The organism is Rhizobium sp. WYCCWR10014 (assembly GCF_001657485.1).
Lineage (GTDB): Bacteria > Pseudomonadota > Alphaproteobacteria > Rhizobiales > Rhizobiaceae > Rhizobium.
In genome coordinates, this window is record NZ_LXFU01000041.1 from 48759 (window position 1) to 61398 (window position 12640).

Here is a 12640-nt window from a genome sequence, read left to right on the forward strand (position 1 = left end):
AATCGAGGAGAGGTGGATATGTCGAGTTTCAGGAGCGCCGTCGTCTCTTTGCCCGGCAAGGAGCGCGTGGCGAGGACGCCCTTTGGCGCGAGGATCGTCATCCATGCCACAGCCACCGAGACCGGCGGCGCGTTCGGGATGTGGGAAACCTTCACGCCGCCCGGTCATGGTCCGGCCCCGCACACGCATACGCGGGAGATCGAAGTCTTTCGGGTCATCCGCGGGCTCTATCGATTCCAATGCGGCGACGAGGCGTTCGACGCGCCTGTGGGAACCGTCGTCGTTCTGCCGCCACATGTACCGCACAGCTGGCGAAACATAGGCGACGAACCCGGCCAGATGTTCGGCACGGTCACGCCAGGCGGTTGCGAGCAAATGTTCATCGATATCGAGGCCTTTGGTGCCGATACACCTGAGAAAATCGCGGTGATCGAAGCGCGACTGGGGATCATCAACGACATCACGCTGGCCCTCGGGTTGACAGGTCCACAACCGCGCTGATTGATCCTCAGGGTGTCGATCGGACCCCCTGCGCCATCGCCCGCCACAACACGTCTCATTGGAGCGGCTCTTGGACTTGGGCGTCGGCCCTCTTGGGTCTCAGCCGACAGTTTCGATGATAGCGGCAAGATCGGTCATCGTGAACGGCTTGGTCAGCACCGGCCGGCCGGCAAAGGCGGGATCGATACCCGCTGGCCCATATCCGGTTGCGAAGGCGAACGGGATACCGCGCTGCTGAAGGACTGCCGCCACCGGGAATGACTGATGCCCGGCCAGGTTCACATCGAGAATGACGAAATCAAGATTTCCATCGGCGGCAACCTCCAGCGCTGTGGGTAAACGCGCGGCTGTCGCGACAACCTCGTGACCGAGGTCGATGAGCATATCTTCGATCATCATGGCGATGGTCATTTCATCTTCAACGACAAGAACACGCTTGGCCATGTCATTCGTTCCGGAGACGGTCTGCGGGCGCTTCGAGACGGAAGGAAAAGCCCGTTTCGGCAAAGGAAATATCCACACTGCCTCCCGTCTCCGCCGCAAGGCCGCGCTGTATGAGGACCGTGCCGAATCCCTTCCTCTTCGGTTGTTCGACACGCGGCCCGCCATGTTCGTCCCAGGCTATGCGGTAGCGTTGCGTTCCGTCGCCGATGACGTGGAGGGAGCATTTGACGCTGACGGCGCCGCCGTCATTCGACCATGCGCCATGGCGCACGGCATTCGTGCCGAGTTCGTGAAAGGCCATGGTCAGCGCCAGCGCCGTCTTTGCTGACACCCTTATATCGTCTCCGGTCAACTCCCACCGCCCGCCGTCCGGCCGATGCGGAACGGTCGCCTGGTCGAGCGTCTGTTTCAAGGAGGCGCTGCTCCACAATTCGCCTGTCAACAGATCATTGGCACGACCGAGCGACACCAGCCGCGCGGTGAAACTGTCCAGGGCACGAGGGATGTCTTCGGCATCCCGGAAGGTGCGGTACGCAAAAGCCTGCACCATCGCCAGATTGTTCTTGACGCGATGGTTGAGCTCGTGAACGACAAGTTCCAGCTGTTGCTGCTTGCGTCGTCGCTCGGTGATATCCGTCGCGGCCCCAAACCATTCGACGATGGCGCCTGCGTCGTTCAAGAGTGGCACGGCCCGCGACAGCACCCACCCGGTGCTGCCGTCGGCCCGCCGGACGCGATGCTCGCATTCGAAAACACCCTTGCTTGATATGGCCTCGTCGATCACCGCCTGGATCGCGGGAATGTCCTCGGGAAACAAATAGACCTCCTGCCACGCGACAGTCGGATTGGCCGTGTCGGCGAGAACGTTGCGACCGTCGAGCTGCTGCATCTCCTGCCAGTCGGCGCTCATACGGTAGACGATGTCGGTCGTCGCGGTCGTGAACGCCCTGAACCTCTCTTCGCTCTCGCGCAGCCGGCGCTGGGCAAGGACGCTTTTCGTGGTTTCGACGACGATGGCGATGACGCCGGCGGGTTTTCCGCTTTCGTCGAGGACGGGCGAATAGTCGAGGTTCATCCAGACGGGAGCCGGACTGCCGTGCCGCAACAGCGTCAGCTCCTGGTTCTCGTAGGCGAGTGTTTTCCCGGACAGCCCGACTTTCATCACATTGTCATTGAAGTCGGCAATTTCGCTCCAGCCCTCGCGGACCTTGGAACCGAGAAGATCCGGATGACGGCTGCCCGCGAACACGGAGTAGGCGTCGTTGTAGATCATCACCCCGTCTTCGCCCCATAAGAGAACGATCGGCACGGGTGACAGCAAAAGCATATTGGTAGCCGTCTTCAGGCTTTGCGGCCAGAGGTCAAGAGGACCGAGCGGCGTTCTGCTCCAGTCGCGAGCCTGGATCAGTCGGCCAATTTCTCCTCCGCCGACAGGAAAGCGAGCTGTGAGTGGCTGAGGGGATTCCGAATCCAAGGCTCGCTCCAGATTTTGATGGTGTTTCTAATTAGCGCATCCTTTGATTCTTTCCACCCATGAGTGTCGCGGCATTCTGCAACCAACCTCATCTTTCGCGGCTCCTGCGGCGCGCCTCAGAATGAGGCTCTCCTGGGTGCCGATCACCCTCTATGCCCGCGCCATCGCCCGCCATGCGGCCGGCGGGGTGGCGAAGGTGCGGGAGAAGGCGCGGTTGAAGGCGGCTTCGGTGGCATAGCCCGCCTCGTAAGCGATCGCCGCGATCGGCTGGCCTGAGGTGGCGAGCGCGACGCTTGCGAGATAGAGCCGCCAGTCCCTGATATAGCGGATCGGCGAGGTATCTAGCATTACCTGGAAGCGGTCGGCCAGCGCGCTGCGTGACTGGCCGGCGGCGGCGGCGAGGTCCTCCAGCGACCAGTCACGTTTGGGATCGTCGTGAATGAGGGAGAGGCAGCGCGACAGCGCCGGGTCGGCCAGCGCTGCCAGCCAGCCGACCGAGCGCGGCTCGGCCATCATGATCTGATGGCGCAGGATCTCGATGAAGACGATTTCGGTCAGCCGCGGCAGCATCGAGACGCCGCCGGCGCGAGGCCTGTCGACCTCCTCGACCATCTGGCGGATGGTGGCGCGCAGCCAGTCGCCGTCATTGGCGGCTCGTGTCCTGACATGGATCAGCTTGGGCAGCGCTTGACGCAGCGGCGCAAAGCTCAACCCGTCCCATTGCAGATAGCCGCAGAGCAGCCGCACCCCTTGAGCCGCCTCACCATAGCGCAGCACGGGAATCTCACGCCATGGCTTCTGCGGCAGGTCGCGGGTTGGCAGGACCAACGTGCCGTCTCTTCCCGCGCCGAGCTGATGGCCGGTGCCGAAGGGGAAGACCAGTACGTCGCCGACCTCCAGCTCGCTCTCTTCGCCTTCCGTTTTCAACCAGCAGCGGCCCTCCACCACGATGTGAAACGGCATCGTGCCCGAAGCCTTGGCCGAAAGATTTGCCAGCGACGGCGCGGCATCGGTCTGCCAGTCGCCCGTCGGCATGAAGCAGAACTGCAGCGATCCCGAGAGGCGGATCGTCGACAGCAGCGCCGACAGCACGTCGTCGCGCGCTACACCCGCAGCGTCTGGATTTTCGGACAAGGCTTCACGCATTCCGGCCAAATACGCGCCCCGCGCACCCTCCTATGGTGTTCCTGCTCGCTCGTCGTGAGCGTTCACTTCAACTCACTGGGAGAATACTATGCAAACTCAAAGCGACAAACTGGTCGTGCTTGTTACCAAGGGCATCGAATCCGAACTGTCCTCCGTCGCCTTCACTATTGCCAATGGCGGCATCACCGCCGGGCTGAAGGTTTCTGTGTTCCTCACCAGCACCGGGATCGACCTGGTGCGCAAGGGCGGCCAGCGTATGACGCATGTGCCGCCGCTCGATCCGCTGTCGAGCCTGATCGAGAATTTCCAGCAGCGCGGCGGCACGATCTGGGCGTGCCCACCCTGCGTGGCCTCGCGCGGTTACACGCAGGAGGACATGCTCGACGGCGTCGTCATCGTCGGCGCCAGCGCCATGCATGCCGAGATCAAGGAGGGTGCTGCGACGCTGTCGTTTTGACGATACACCGTCGAGATGGGCGGGAGTTCGGGCGGCGTCTCCCGCCGGCGTCGTCAGGCTTTGCGGACCGGCGACAGGCGCGGAGGAATACCAAGCGCCTATTCTTGCGCTCGGCAATATACTTGTGAGATTGTATCGATATACATGCGATAATGCCCGACGAGGGCAGCGCGGGGACTTCGATGACATCCGTGAAGGTCAATGAGCTGATATCGGTGGCGGGGCAGCCCGATGCCGCAGGCTTTGCTGCCTTCGCGGCTCAAGGCTTTGCCGCCGTCATCAATGCCCGGCCTGACGGCGAGGAGCCGGAGCAGCCGGGCAATACGGTGGAAAAGGCTTCCGCCTCCGCGGTCGGGCTTTCCTACAGTTTCGTGCCGGTGAAGGGGACCGAGATCACCGAAGCCGATATCCGCGCCTTTCAGGCGGCGATGGCGCAAGCGAAGGGGCCGGTTGTCGCCCATTGCAAGAGCGGCACGCGGGCGCTGATGCTCTATGTGCTGGGCGAGGTGCTGGATGGGCGGATGAAGCCCGGGGATGTCGAAGCCTTTGGTCAAAACCTCGGTTTCGATCTTGCCGGCGCGCGCCGCTGGCTGGAGAAGCGGGCAGGGCAGGCGGCTCATGTGCAGGCCTTCTTCGAGCCCCGCACCTGCAGTGTGCAATATGTCGTTTCCGACCCGGCAACGAGACGCTGCGCCATCATCGACCCGGTGTTCGATTTCGACGAGATGTCGGGGGCGACGGGAACGGCCACTGTCGACGCCATCCTCGCTCATATCAAAAGTGAAGGGCTGACGGTCGAGTGGATCCTCGACACGCATCCGCATGCCGATCATTTCTCCGCCGCGCATTATCTGCATGAGAAGACCGGCGCGCCGACGGCGACCGGCGTGCATGTCACCGACGTGCAGAAGCTCTGGAAGGAGATCTATAACTGGCCGGCGCTTAAAACCGACGGCTCGCAATGGGACCGGCTGTTTGCCGATGGCGACACGTTCGAGATCGGTGCGCTTAAAGTCCGCGTGATGTTTTCGCCCGGGCACACACTCGCCTCGATCACCTATGTGATCGGTGACGCCGCCTTCGTGCACGATACGGTGTTCACGCCGGATTCCGGCACGGCGCGTACGGATTTCCCCGGCGGCAGTGCTACTGCCCTCTGGCACTCGATCCAGGCCATCCTGTCGCTGCCCGAGGAAACCCGGCTCTTTTCCGGCCACGATTATCAGCCGGGCGGCCGGCACCCACGCTGGGAAAGCACGGTGGCGGCGCAGAAGCGCGCCAATCCGCATATTGCAGGCATCGACGAGGCCGGTTTTGTGGCGCTGCGCCAGGCACGCGACCGCACGCTGCCGAAGCCGAAGCTGATGCTGCACGCGCTGCAGGTGAATATCCGCGGCGGGCGGCTGCCCGAGCCGGAGGGGAATGGCCGGCGGTATCTGAAGATACCGCTGGATGCTTTGTAGGGGCGGGGATAGTTGGCCGGTGACGACGTCTGGACGCTGCGCCGCCCGGAAAAAAGAGCTGGGTATCAGGAGCGACCTTTGCCATCGAGCAATTCTGACACCGGTAGCGGCAGGTCTGGATGTGCACGGCACAATCCGAGTAGATCTTCCCTTGCATCCGGGTAATCCTGAAGTGCAGCACGACGGTACCATTTGAATGCTTCTGTCAGATCGATCTCGCAGCCCACGCCGTGCTCTTTCAACTGGGCTAGCCTGTACTGTGCACCGGCATGATCCTGACCTGCGGCTTGGCTGTACCATCTGACAGCGTCTGCTGCATCGATATCGCAACCGTCGCCATCTTCTCTCATCAAGCCCAGCAAATATTGCGCGTCGGCATGGCCTTGATTGGCGGCTTTCTCGAGCCACTCGCAGCCTTCGGGCGCGCTCTGTGCAACTCCGTCCCCCATGAGATAGAGGCCCGCCAGGAGGAATTGCGCGTTGATATGACCTTGTTCGCCCGCTTTCTGAAGCCATCCCGCGCCTTCTGTTTTATCGCGGGTAACACCTTCACCTCGTGCGGTCATGTGGCCCAATTCAAATTGTGCTTGCGCATCGCCTTGCTCGGCTGCCTGGCGAATTGCGTCTATCCTGGCGGCGGCGAGATCGGCGCTATCCGGATTGCTCATCGCTACATCAAACCTCGTTGAAATCGGTGGCGCCAAAGCTATGTCGGGGGCCTGCCTTCCGCAATCCGTCGTGACGCAGCTCCGGCAACGACTACGCCCGCGGATGTCCCAGCGCTTTTTCCAGCACGCCAGGCGGCAGCTTCTGCGCGAGGGCATCGCCAAGCTTTGCCTCGAGGTCGCGCAATTTACCGTCGAGCGAGGGGAGGCCTACGGGGCCGAAGGCTTCGATGTAACGATCGGCTTCACCCTTTGCCAGGAATTCGACCAGGACGTTGTCCTCGACCCAGAGCTTGAGGATCCTGAAGAGACCGGTTTCCACCTGCTCGGCGCGCCAGCCTTCGCGGGCGGCGGCGGTCTCGATCGATGCGGCGTCTACCGCGGCGCTGACCAGCACGTGGGCAGTGACCGGCTCGAAGGTCGCCGGGCGCTGGCGGATGCCGAGCGGTGCGTCCGGATCGAAGACCGAGGTTGCGGGCAGGATTTCGAGGAAGGAGCCTTGCGTATCGCCCGATACGACGAGCCAGGCGTCATGGGGAAAGGGTGGGGTTGGCGCCCGCAGCGCGGTCGCCTCCATGAGCTCCGCCAGCACGCGAGCGACGCGACCGGGATCGCGCACGCCGAACGACATGTGATGAATCATCGCGCGTCTCCTTCCATTGTTGCCGGCTGGCGGGTCTCGGTCCCGCGGGAACGCCGGCGTGCATCGTCGATCAGGGCCTGCACGGCCCATTGTGCGGCCTTCGCGGCTTCAGCGGCCGACAGGCTCCAGTTATCTTTCATGCTCTCCCATCCCGAAGCCGAGCAGAGCGCTGTCACCGCGGCGAGCAGATGTCGGGCATCTTCTGCGGGAATCGTCCCGGTGACATCGCGCAGCGCGATCGAAAACTTCTCGCGCCGCGCCTCGGCATGGGCGAGCCGCACCGCGCGGCCATGAGGATTGTGCAGCATCGCTCTCACCAGCGGCTCGTCGCGGTCGAAGGCAGAAAAGAGCTCGGGAATATGCGCCACCACTTGCTCAGGCGAAGCCGGCAACGCCGGCACGGCGATCCGCCTGTTGAGCCAGCGCCAGAACGCGGCGAACAGCGCCTCCTTGTTGGCGAAATAGCGATAAAGCGTGCGCTGCGGCACGCCGGACTGGCGGGCGACCAGATCGAAGGTGACCTCATCGCTACCGGCGCGCAACAGGGCGGCAAGACCTTCCATGATGCGGTCCTGCGTGATGGTCGCCAACTCTTCGCGGGCCGTGGGGCGAGGCGGGGTCACTTTATTCATGGCAGTCTTAATGCCATAATGGCAGTATCACTGTCAAACTTCTTTTGGCAACCGGTGGTTTGCGCGGTGAGACGGCGCGCATTTGTCGGTGAGGCGGCATGACGCGCGGGAATAGTTATTGACGCCGGGGGGGCGGCGACGTAACTGGGTGCGACGGTTCCCTGAAGATGACTCCAAGGGGATTAATAGGGAACACGGTGAGGACGACCCAGTAGGGACCGAGACCGTGGCTGCCCCCGCAACTGTAAGCGGATTGTCGATCATCTCAGGAGTGGCCAGCGACCGGCCATCTCTGAAGGGCTCATGGCCCTGCCACTGCGAGGTATCGCGGGAAGGAGGATGAAACGACGGATATCCGCAAGCCAGGAGACCTGCCGTCAATCACGATCCAATCAACCGGGCGGGGATGCCCGGACAAGGAACAGATATGATTGACCTGCTGAACCTTCGCCGAATTCCGGCATGCATCCGTCTCGATTGGGCCTCCTGCGGCTAGTGCACGCCTAAGCGTGCTCTCGGTCCGCGCATATGCGCGGAACGGCCGTGATTTTTTCCTTCATCGAGGTTTTCCATGCGCCAGATTCTCGCCACCATGACATTCGCCTTCGGGCTCGCCGGCCTTGCAGCACCAAGCCTTGCCGCGACCCGATATCCCCTGACCATCACCAATTGCGGCCAACAGGTGACCTTCGAAAAGGCGCCATCCAAAGTTGTTTCGATCGGTCAGGGCATGACCGAAGTGCTCTTCTCGCTCGGCCTTGCCGACAAGATCGCCGGAACGGCCGTCTGGGTCGGTCCCGTCCTGCCGCAATATGCCGAGGCCAACAGCAAGATCAAACGTCTCGCCGACAATGATCCGAGCTTCGAATCCGTCGTCGGGCAGGAGCCCGACCTGGTGACGGCCGAGTTCGAATGGCATGTCGGCGCACAGGGCTCGGTCGGCAAGCGGGAGCAGTTCAAGGATCTCGGGATCAATACCTATCTGGCGCCGGCCGATTGCGTCGCCAAGGTCAATACCGACGGCGGCGACGGCGTGCGTGGGGAATTGTTCACGATGGAGCTGATCTACAGAGAAATCGCCGAGCTCTCGGAGATTTTCGACGTGAAAGAGCGCGGCGATGCGCTGATTTCGGAGCTGAAGAAGCGCGAGGCGGATGCCGTTGCTTCGATATCGGGCGCCTCGGGCAAGAACCTGCCCGTCGTCTTCTGGTTCTCCAGCAAGGAGGTCAATGGCGACGCCTTCATCGCCGGTAAAAACAGCGCGCCCGCCTATATTCTGAAGACGATCGGCGCGAAGAACGTCGTCACGACGGAAGAGGAATGGCCGCTGGTCGGTTGGGAAACCATCGCCCAGGCGAACCCGGCCGTGATCGTGCTCGCAACCATGGACCGCCGCCGTTACGCCGCTGACGATCCCAAGGTCAAGGTCGATTTCCTCGAGAACGATCCTGTGACCAAGGAGCTGGACGCGGTCAAAAACAAGCACTTCGTGATGATGGACGCGCAGTCGATGAACCCGACGATCCGCACGATCGACGGCATCGAGACATTGGCGAACGGCATCAAGTCCTTCGGGCTGGCGCAGTGAAGGCAATGTCGGTCAGGCAACAGGGATGGTGGGCGCTTGCCGCGCTCACCATTGCGGCACTTCTCCTGCTCGGGCTGATGATCAGCCTTGCCGTTTCGATCGGCGAGATCGCCATCCCGCTTGCGACGACAGCGGAGGCGGTTTCGAACCGCCTGTTCGGAACGGATTTCGAGCTCAGCCGCATCCACCAGGGCATCGTCTGGGATTATCGTCTGAGCCGCGCGCTCGTCGCTGCCAGCGTCGGCGCGTCGCTCTCGCTCACAGGCGCGATCCTGCAGGCGCTGCTGCGCAATCCGCTGGCCGAACCCTACGTGCTCGGCATCTCCGCCGGCGCCTCGACGGGGGCCGTCTGCGTGATGATCCTCGGTTTCGGCTACGGTGTTCTGGGCTTGTCGAGCGGCGCCTTCATCGGTGCGGTCATTGCCTTTCTGCTGGTCGGCATTCTGGCGACGGGTACGGGGGGAACCGGCGAGCGCATCATCCTGTGCGGCGTCGCCGGTTCGCAGCTCTTCAATGCGCTTACCTCCTACATCGTGACCACATCGGCCAATGCCGAGCAGGCGCGCGGCATCCTGTTCTGGCTGCTGGGTTCGCTCAGCGGCGTGCGCTGGCCCGATGTCTATCTGTCGGTGCCGATCGCGCTTACGGGTTTCGTCATCTGTATGGCCCATGTGCGGGCGCTCGACGCCTTCGCCTTCGGCACGGATGCCGCCGCCTCGCTCGGCATCGCCGTACGCCGCGTCCAGATCGTGCTGTTCGCCATGACGGCGGCGATGACGGCAAGCGTCGTCAGCATGGTAGGTTCGATCGGCTTCGTCGGCCTCGTCATCCCCCATGCCGCCCGCTTCCTCGTCGGGCCGGCGCATAGGCGGCTGCTGCCGGCAACGGCGCTTGGCGGCGCGATCTACATGGTCGGAGCCGACATCATTTCGCGCATCATCATCCCGCAGCAGATCCTGCCGATCGGAGTCGTCACCGCGCTCTTCGGCGCACCGGCCTTCGCCGTCATCCTCTATCGTGTGCGGGGGAAGGCATGAGCATCAGCATCGACGAGGTGAGCTTTGCCGCCGGTAATATCGTCATCGTCAACGGCGTCAGCCTGACGGTGGAAAAGGGCAAGGTGCTCGGCCTGCTTGGACCGAACGGTTCCGGCAAATCCAGCCTTCTCAGATTGATCTGCCGGCTGCGCAGGGTTCGCAGCGGCATCATCCGGCTGGGTGACGACGACATTTCCTCGCTGCCGCGCGCGGCCCTTGCGCGTCGCGTCGCCTTTGTGGAGCAGCAGTCGACGACCGATACGCAATTGACCGTGCGCGACGTGGTGCGGCTCGGCCGCACGCCGCATCATGGGCTGTTGTCGTCCTGGGGCGCGGGAGACGACGCCGCCGTCGACGAGGCCCTGTCGCGGGTGGGCATGCAAGAGAGGGCGGGCCAGCTCTGGCAGACGCTGTCGGGCGGCGAGCGCCAGCGCGTCCATATTGCCAGATCGCTGGCGCAGGCGCCGAGCGAACTGCTGCTCGACGAGCCGACCAACCATCTCGATATCCAGCATCAGCTCGACATTCTCTCGCTGATCTCGAAGCTCGGCATCACCTGCATCGTCGCGCTGCACGATCTCAACCTGGCGGCAATGTTCTGCGACAGGTTGGCGGTGCTTCAGAAAGGCGAAGTCGTCGCCTCCGGCACGCCGGAGGAGGTGCTGACGGAGGATATGATCGGCCGGGTCTTCGGCGTTCGCGCCCATGTCCAGAAATCGGCCGTGCACGGCCGGCATCATATCCAGTACGTCATGGATTGACGGGTGGCCGGGAATTCCGATCTCAAGGACGAGATCCTACTGGTCGAGACGGTCGGAGACCTTCAACCTCGCTTTTGGCCGTAGGATCGCCAGGGGTCACGAAGCCGGCGCTATCTTGGGCCCGTTTCTTCAAGCATGCCGTCTTGCCAAAACCATTGGGCATTTTCGGGCGACATGAATGAGTACACAGATCTACAGCGGCGGAAACCGCATTGCCTCCCGCAGCAACTTAATAGCCTCTGAGACCGAAGGCCCTCTGATCGGCGGCGGCTCTGCGCGTTCACAGAACTCTCGCCAGACAAACAGTGTCAGTTCTGCGCCATCCGTTGCGGTTTCCCCCGGTCCCTCTGCGAAATTCTCGAGCAGGCGATATCGAGCGTCCTTCCAGAACAATTCCTCCACCCAGTCATATATCGGGATCACATGAAAATGGATCGGATAACCGGGCGTGTGCCCATATCGGCCGATATAGACGCGCTGAGCATTCAACTCCTGTTTCAGGGCACTCTGCGCCTTTGCGAGCAACGGGCCGAATTCAGCCAAAGCATCTTCGGACAAATCCGATAGATCGTTGGTGTCGGTCTTGGAACTGATTATGAGGTAACCGGGAAGGGCAGAATTGATACGGTGGTTCACAAGCCATCCTGCCGTCTCGGCAACATGAAAGTGCTGGGGAATCTCCACGGAGTTACTCCTGATGTACCCTTGAGGGGCTTCGATGAAACCCGCTAGAGGCCGGTATCTCGGTGACATGAGAAAAGGCGCTATAACACATTGGATTGCTGCGTCATTTTATTCTTAAATCGACTCCGATTTAAGGTATGGGTTGAGATAGCAGCCGGCAACGGTTATTTGGTGCCGACCTGCAAGCGGACTCTCCGCGAACGACAAGGCGCATAGCTCCTATGATCCCCGATTTCCTCGTCACCCATTCCGGTGGCTTTCATGCCGACGAATTGCTGTCGAGCGTCATCCTGACCCGGCTTTTCCCGCAGGCGCGTATCGTTCGCAGTCGGGCGCCGGAGTGGATCACGCCGGGCGAAGACCGGATCATCTACGATGTCGGTGGAGCCTATGACCCTGCAGCCGGGATATTCGATCACCACCAGCGCGGCGCGCCGCTGCGCGACGACGGCCAGCCCTACAGCTCGTTCGGCCTGATCTGGAAGCATTACGGCCGCGATTATCTCACGGCCTTCGGCCTTCCCGAAGCTCATGTTGAAGCGATGCATGGCTCTTTCGACGCCAGCTTCGTGCTGCCGGTCGATCTGACCGATAATGGCGCGCTCAGCCCCTCGGGGCCGTTGGCCGGGTTGATGCTGCCAGCGCTGCTGGAGACCCTGAAACCGGTTTTCGACGAAGCAGACCCTGAGGCCGATAACCGCGCCTTCCACGCGGCCCTTGCCATTGCCCGCAGTTTCGTCGAGGCCAGGATCGCCCAGAGTGCCGCGAAATTGCGCGCCGAGGCGATCGTGCATCGGGCAATCGAGGCTGCGGGGCAGGGGCGTGTTCTGGAATTGCCGAGGGGCATGCCCTTCCGTCCCGCCATCGTCAAGGCCGGCGCCGATCACCTGCTGTTCGTCGTTCACCCGCGCGAAAAGGATTGGTGCGTGACCGGCATCCGCCGCGCCGAGGACGGGTTCGAGCTCAGGGCCGACCTGCCGGCGGCTTGGGCCGGGCTCACCAATGGCGCACTGGAGGCGGTTTGCGGCATTGAGGGCGCAAGCTTCTGCCACAACGGCCGCTTCATCGCCGCCGCCAAGACTCGCGAGGCCACTCTCGCCATGGCCGAGTTGGCGGTAAAAGAGGCGCTTTCAATCGGGGCGTAG

At 62.5% G+C, this 12640-nt stretch carries 14 protein-coding genes and 1 riboswitch; of the genes, 7 read left to right on the forward strand and 7 right to left on the reverse strand.

Going from position 1 to position 12640, the window contains the following annotated elements; translation table 11 throughout:
* Positions 1–18 precede the first annotated feature (18 nt).
* Positions 19–501 (forward strand): cupin domain-containing protein, encoded by a 483-nt coding sequence (locus tag A6U98_RS22080; RefSeq protein WP_064652748.1) that lies wholly within the window; start codon positions 19–21, stop codon positions 499–501.
* 99 nt (positions 502–600) lie between these two features.
* Here the strand turns inward: A6U98_RS22080 and A6U98_RS22085 are convergent, their stop codons facing one another.
* From A6U98_RS22085 to A6U98_RS22095, 3 genes are all read right to left on the reverse strand, one after another.
* A complete protein-coding gene (locus A6U98_RS22085; protein WP_064652749.1) occupies positions 601–945 on the reverse strand; it encodes a response regulator in 345 nt (114 codons plus the stop codon).
* Between the two features lies 1 nt (position 946).
* A complete protein-coding gene (locus A6U98_RS22090) occupies positions 947–2419 on the reverse strand; it encodes an HWE histidine kinase domain-containing protein (protein ID WP_064652751.1) in 1473 nt (490 codons plus the stop codon).
* Between the two features lie 150 nt (positions 2420–2569).
* Positions 2570–3565 (reverse strand): AraC family transcriptional regulator, encoded by a 996-nt coding sequence (locus A6U98_RS22095; protein ID WP_064652753.1) that lies wholly within the window; start codon positions 3563–3565, stop codon positions 2570–2572.
* Positions 3566–3653: 88 nt separating this feature from the next.
* On the opposite strand from A6U98_RS22095, the gene A6U98_RS22100 reads away from it, so the two are divergent.
* Together A6U98_RS22100 and blh are read left to right on the forward strand one after the other, a co-directional pair.
* Positions 3654–4022, forward strand: a complete 369-nt coding sequence (locus A6U98_RS22100; RefSeq protein WP_064652755.1) for a DsrE family protein — start codon at positions 3654–3656, stop codon at positions 4020–4022.
* 182 nt (positions 4023–4204) lie between these two features.
* Positions 4205–5485 (forward strand): bifunctional sulfur transferase/dioxygenase Blh, encoded by a 1281-nt coding sequence (gene blh / locus A6U98_RS22105; RefSeq protein WP_064653059.1) that lies wholly within the window; start codon positions 4205–4207, stop codon positions 5483–5485.
* A 65-nt stretch (positions 5486–5550) separates the two neighbouring features.
* On the opposite strand, the gene A6U98_RS22110 is transcribed toward blh, so the two are convergent.
* The 3 genes from A6U98_RS22110 to A6U98_RS22120 form a co-directional block, all read right to left on the reverse strand.
* On the reverse strand, positions 5551–6153 hold the full coding sequence (locus tag A6U98_RS22110; protein ID WP_064652758.1) for a tetratricopeptide repeat protein: 603 nt from the start codon (positions 6151–6153) through the stop codon (positions 5551–5553).
* A 91-nt stretch (positions 6154–6244) separates the two neighbouring features.
* Complete coding sequence (locus A6U98_RS22115) at positions 6245–6793, reverse strand: hypothetical protein (RefSeq protein ID WP_064652759.1); 549 nt, start codon at positions 6791–6793, stop codon at positions 6245–6247.
* Complete coding sequence (locus A6U98_RS22120) at positions 6790–7383, reverse strand: TetR/AcrR family transcriptional regulator (protein ID WP_064652761.1); 594 nt, start codon at positions 7381–7383, stop codon at positions 6790–6792. Before A6U98_RS22120 ends, A6U98_RS22115 begins: the two co-directional genes overlap by 4 nt.
* Before the next feature lie 179 nt (positions 7384–7562).
* A riboswitch (cobalamin riboswitch) is annotated at positions 7563–7819 on the forward strand.
* 177 nt (positions 7820–7996) lie between these two features.
* Between A6U98_RS22120 and A6U98_RS22125 the strand changes: the two genes are divergently transcribed.
* The 3 genes from A6U98_RS22125 to A6U98_RS22135 are packed head-to-tail and all read left to right on the forward strand — an operon-like array spanning position 7997 to position 10811.
* On the forward strand, positions 7997–9013 hold the full coding sequence (locus tag A6U98_RS22125; protein WP_064652763.1) for an ABC transporter substrate-binding protein: 1017 nt from the start codon (positions 7997–7999) through the stop codon (positions 9011–9013).
* Complete coding sequence (locus A6U98_RS22130; protein WP_064652765.1) at positions 9010–10050, forward strand: iron ABC transporter permease; 1041 nt, start codon at positions 9010–9012, stop codon at positions 10048–10050. The genes A6U98_RS22125 and A6U98_RS22130 overlap by 4 nt, the downstream gene beginning before the upstream one ends.
* Positions 10047–10811: an ABC transporter ATP-binding protein gene (locus A6U98_RS22135; protein ID WP_064652767.1), complete on the forward strand. Its 765-nt coding sequence runs from the start codon at positions 10047–10049 to the stop codon at positions 10809–10811. Before A6U98_RS22130 ends, A6U98_RS22135 begins: the two co-directional genes overlap by 4 nt.
* 192 nt (positions 10812–11003) lie before the next feature.
* Here the strand turns inward: A6U98_RS22135 and A6U98_RS22140 are convergent, their stop codons facing one another.
* Positions 11004–11495, reverse strand: a complete 492-nt coding sequence (locus A6U98_RS22140; protein WP_064652769.1) for an HIT family protein — start codon at positions 11493–11495, stop codon at positions 11004–11006.
* A gap of 221 nt (positions 11496–11716) precedes the next feature.
* Here A6U98_RS22140 and A6U98_RS22145 point away from each other — a divergent pair, with 221 nt between their 5' ends.
* Positions 11717–12640, forward strand: coding sequence for an MYG1 family protein (locus A6U98_RS22145; protein ID WP_064652770.1), 924 nt, complete (start codon positions 11717–11719; stop codon positions 12638–12640).

What these genes read in the sequence shown, in the direction of transcription:
- A6U98_RS22080 (WP_064652748.1), top strand. Translation starts at nt 19, where the DNA reads ATGTCGAGTTTCAGGAGCGCCGTCGTCTCTTTGCCCGGCAAGGAGCGC.
- A6U98_RS22085 (WP_064652749.1), bottom strand. Translation starts at nt 945, where the DNA reads ATGGCCAAGCGTGTTCTTGTCGTTGAAGATGAAATGACCATCGCCATG.
- A6U98_RS22095 (WP_064652753.1), bottom strand. Translation starts at nt 3,565, where the DNA reads ATGCGTGAAGCCTTGTCCGAAAATCCAGACGCTGCGGGTGTAGCGCGC.
- A6U98_RS22100 (WP_064652755.1), top strand. Translation starts at nt 3,654, where the DNA reads ATGCAAACTCAAAGCGACAAACTGGTCGTGCTTGTTACCAAGGGCATC.
- blh (WP_064653059.1), top strand. Translation starts at nt 4,205, where the DNA reads ATGACATCCGTGAAGGTCAATGAGCTGATATCGGTGGCGGGGCAGCCC.
- A6U98_RS22110 (WP_064652758.1), bottom strand. Translation starts at nt 6,153, where the DNA reads ATGAGCAATCCGGATAGCGCCGATCTCGCCGCCGCCAGGATAGACGCA.
- A6U98_RS22115 (WP_064652759.1), bottom strand. Translation starts at nt 6,793, where the DNA reads ATGATTCATCACATGTCGTTCGGCGTGCGCGATCCCGGTCGCGTCGCT.
- A6U98_RS22125 (WP_064652763.1), top strand. Translation starts at nt 7,997, where the DNA reads ATGCGCCAGATTCTCGCCACCATGACATTCGCCTTCGGGCTCGCCGGC.
- A6U98_RS22135 (WP_064652767.1), top strand. Translation starts at nt 10,047, where the DNA reads ATGAGCATCAGCATCGACGAGGTGAGCTTTGCCGCCGGTAATATCGTC.
- A6U98_RS22145 (WP_064652770.1), top strand. Translation starts at nt 11,717, where the DNA reads ATGATCCCCGATTTCCTCGTCACCCATTCCGGTGGCTTTCATGCCGAC.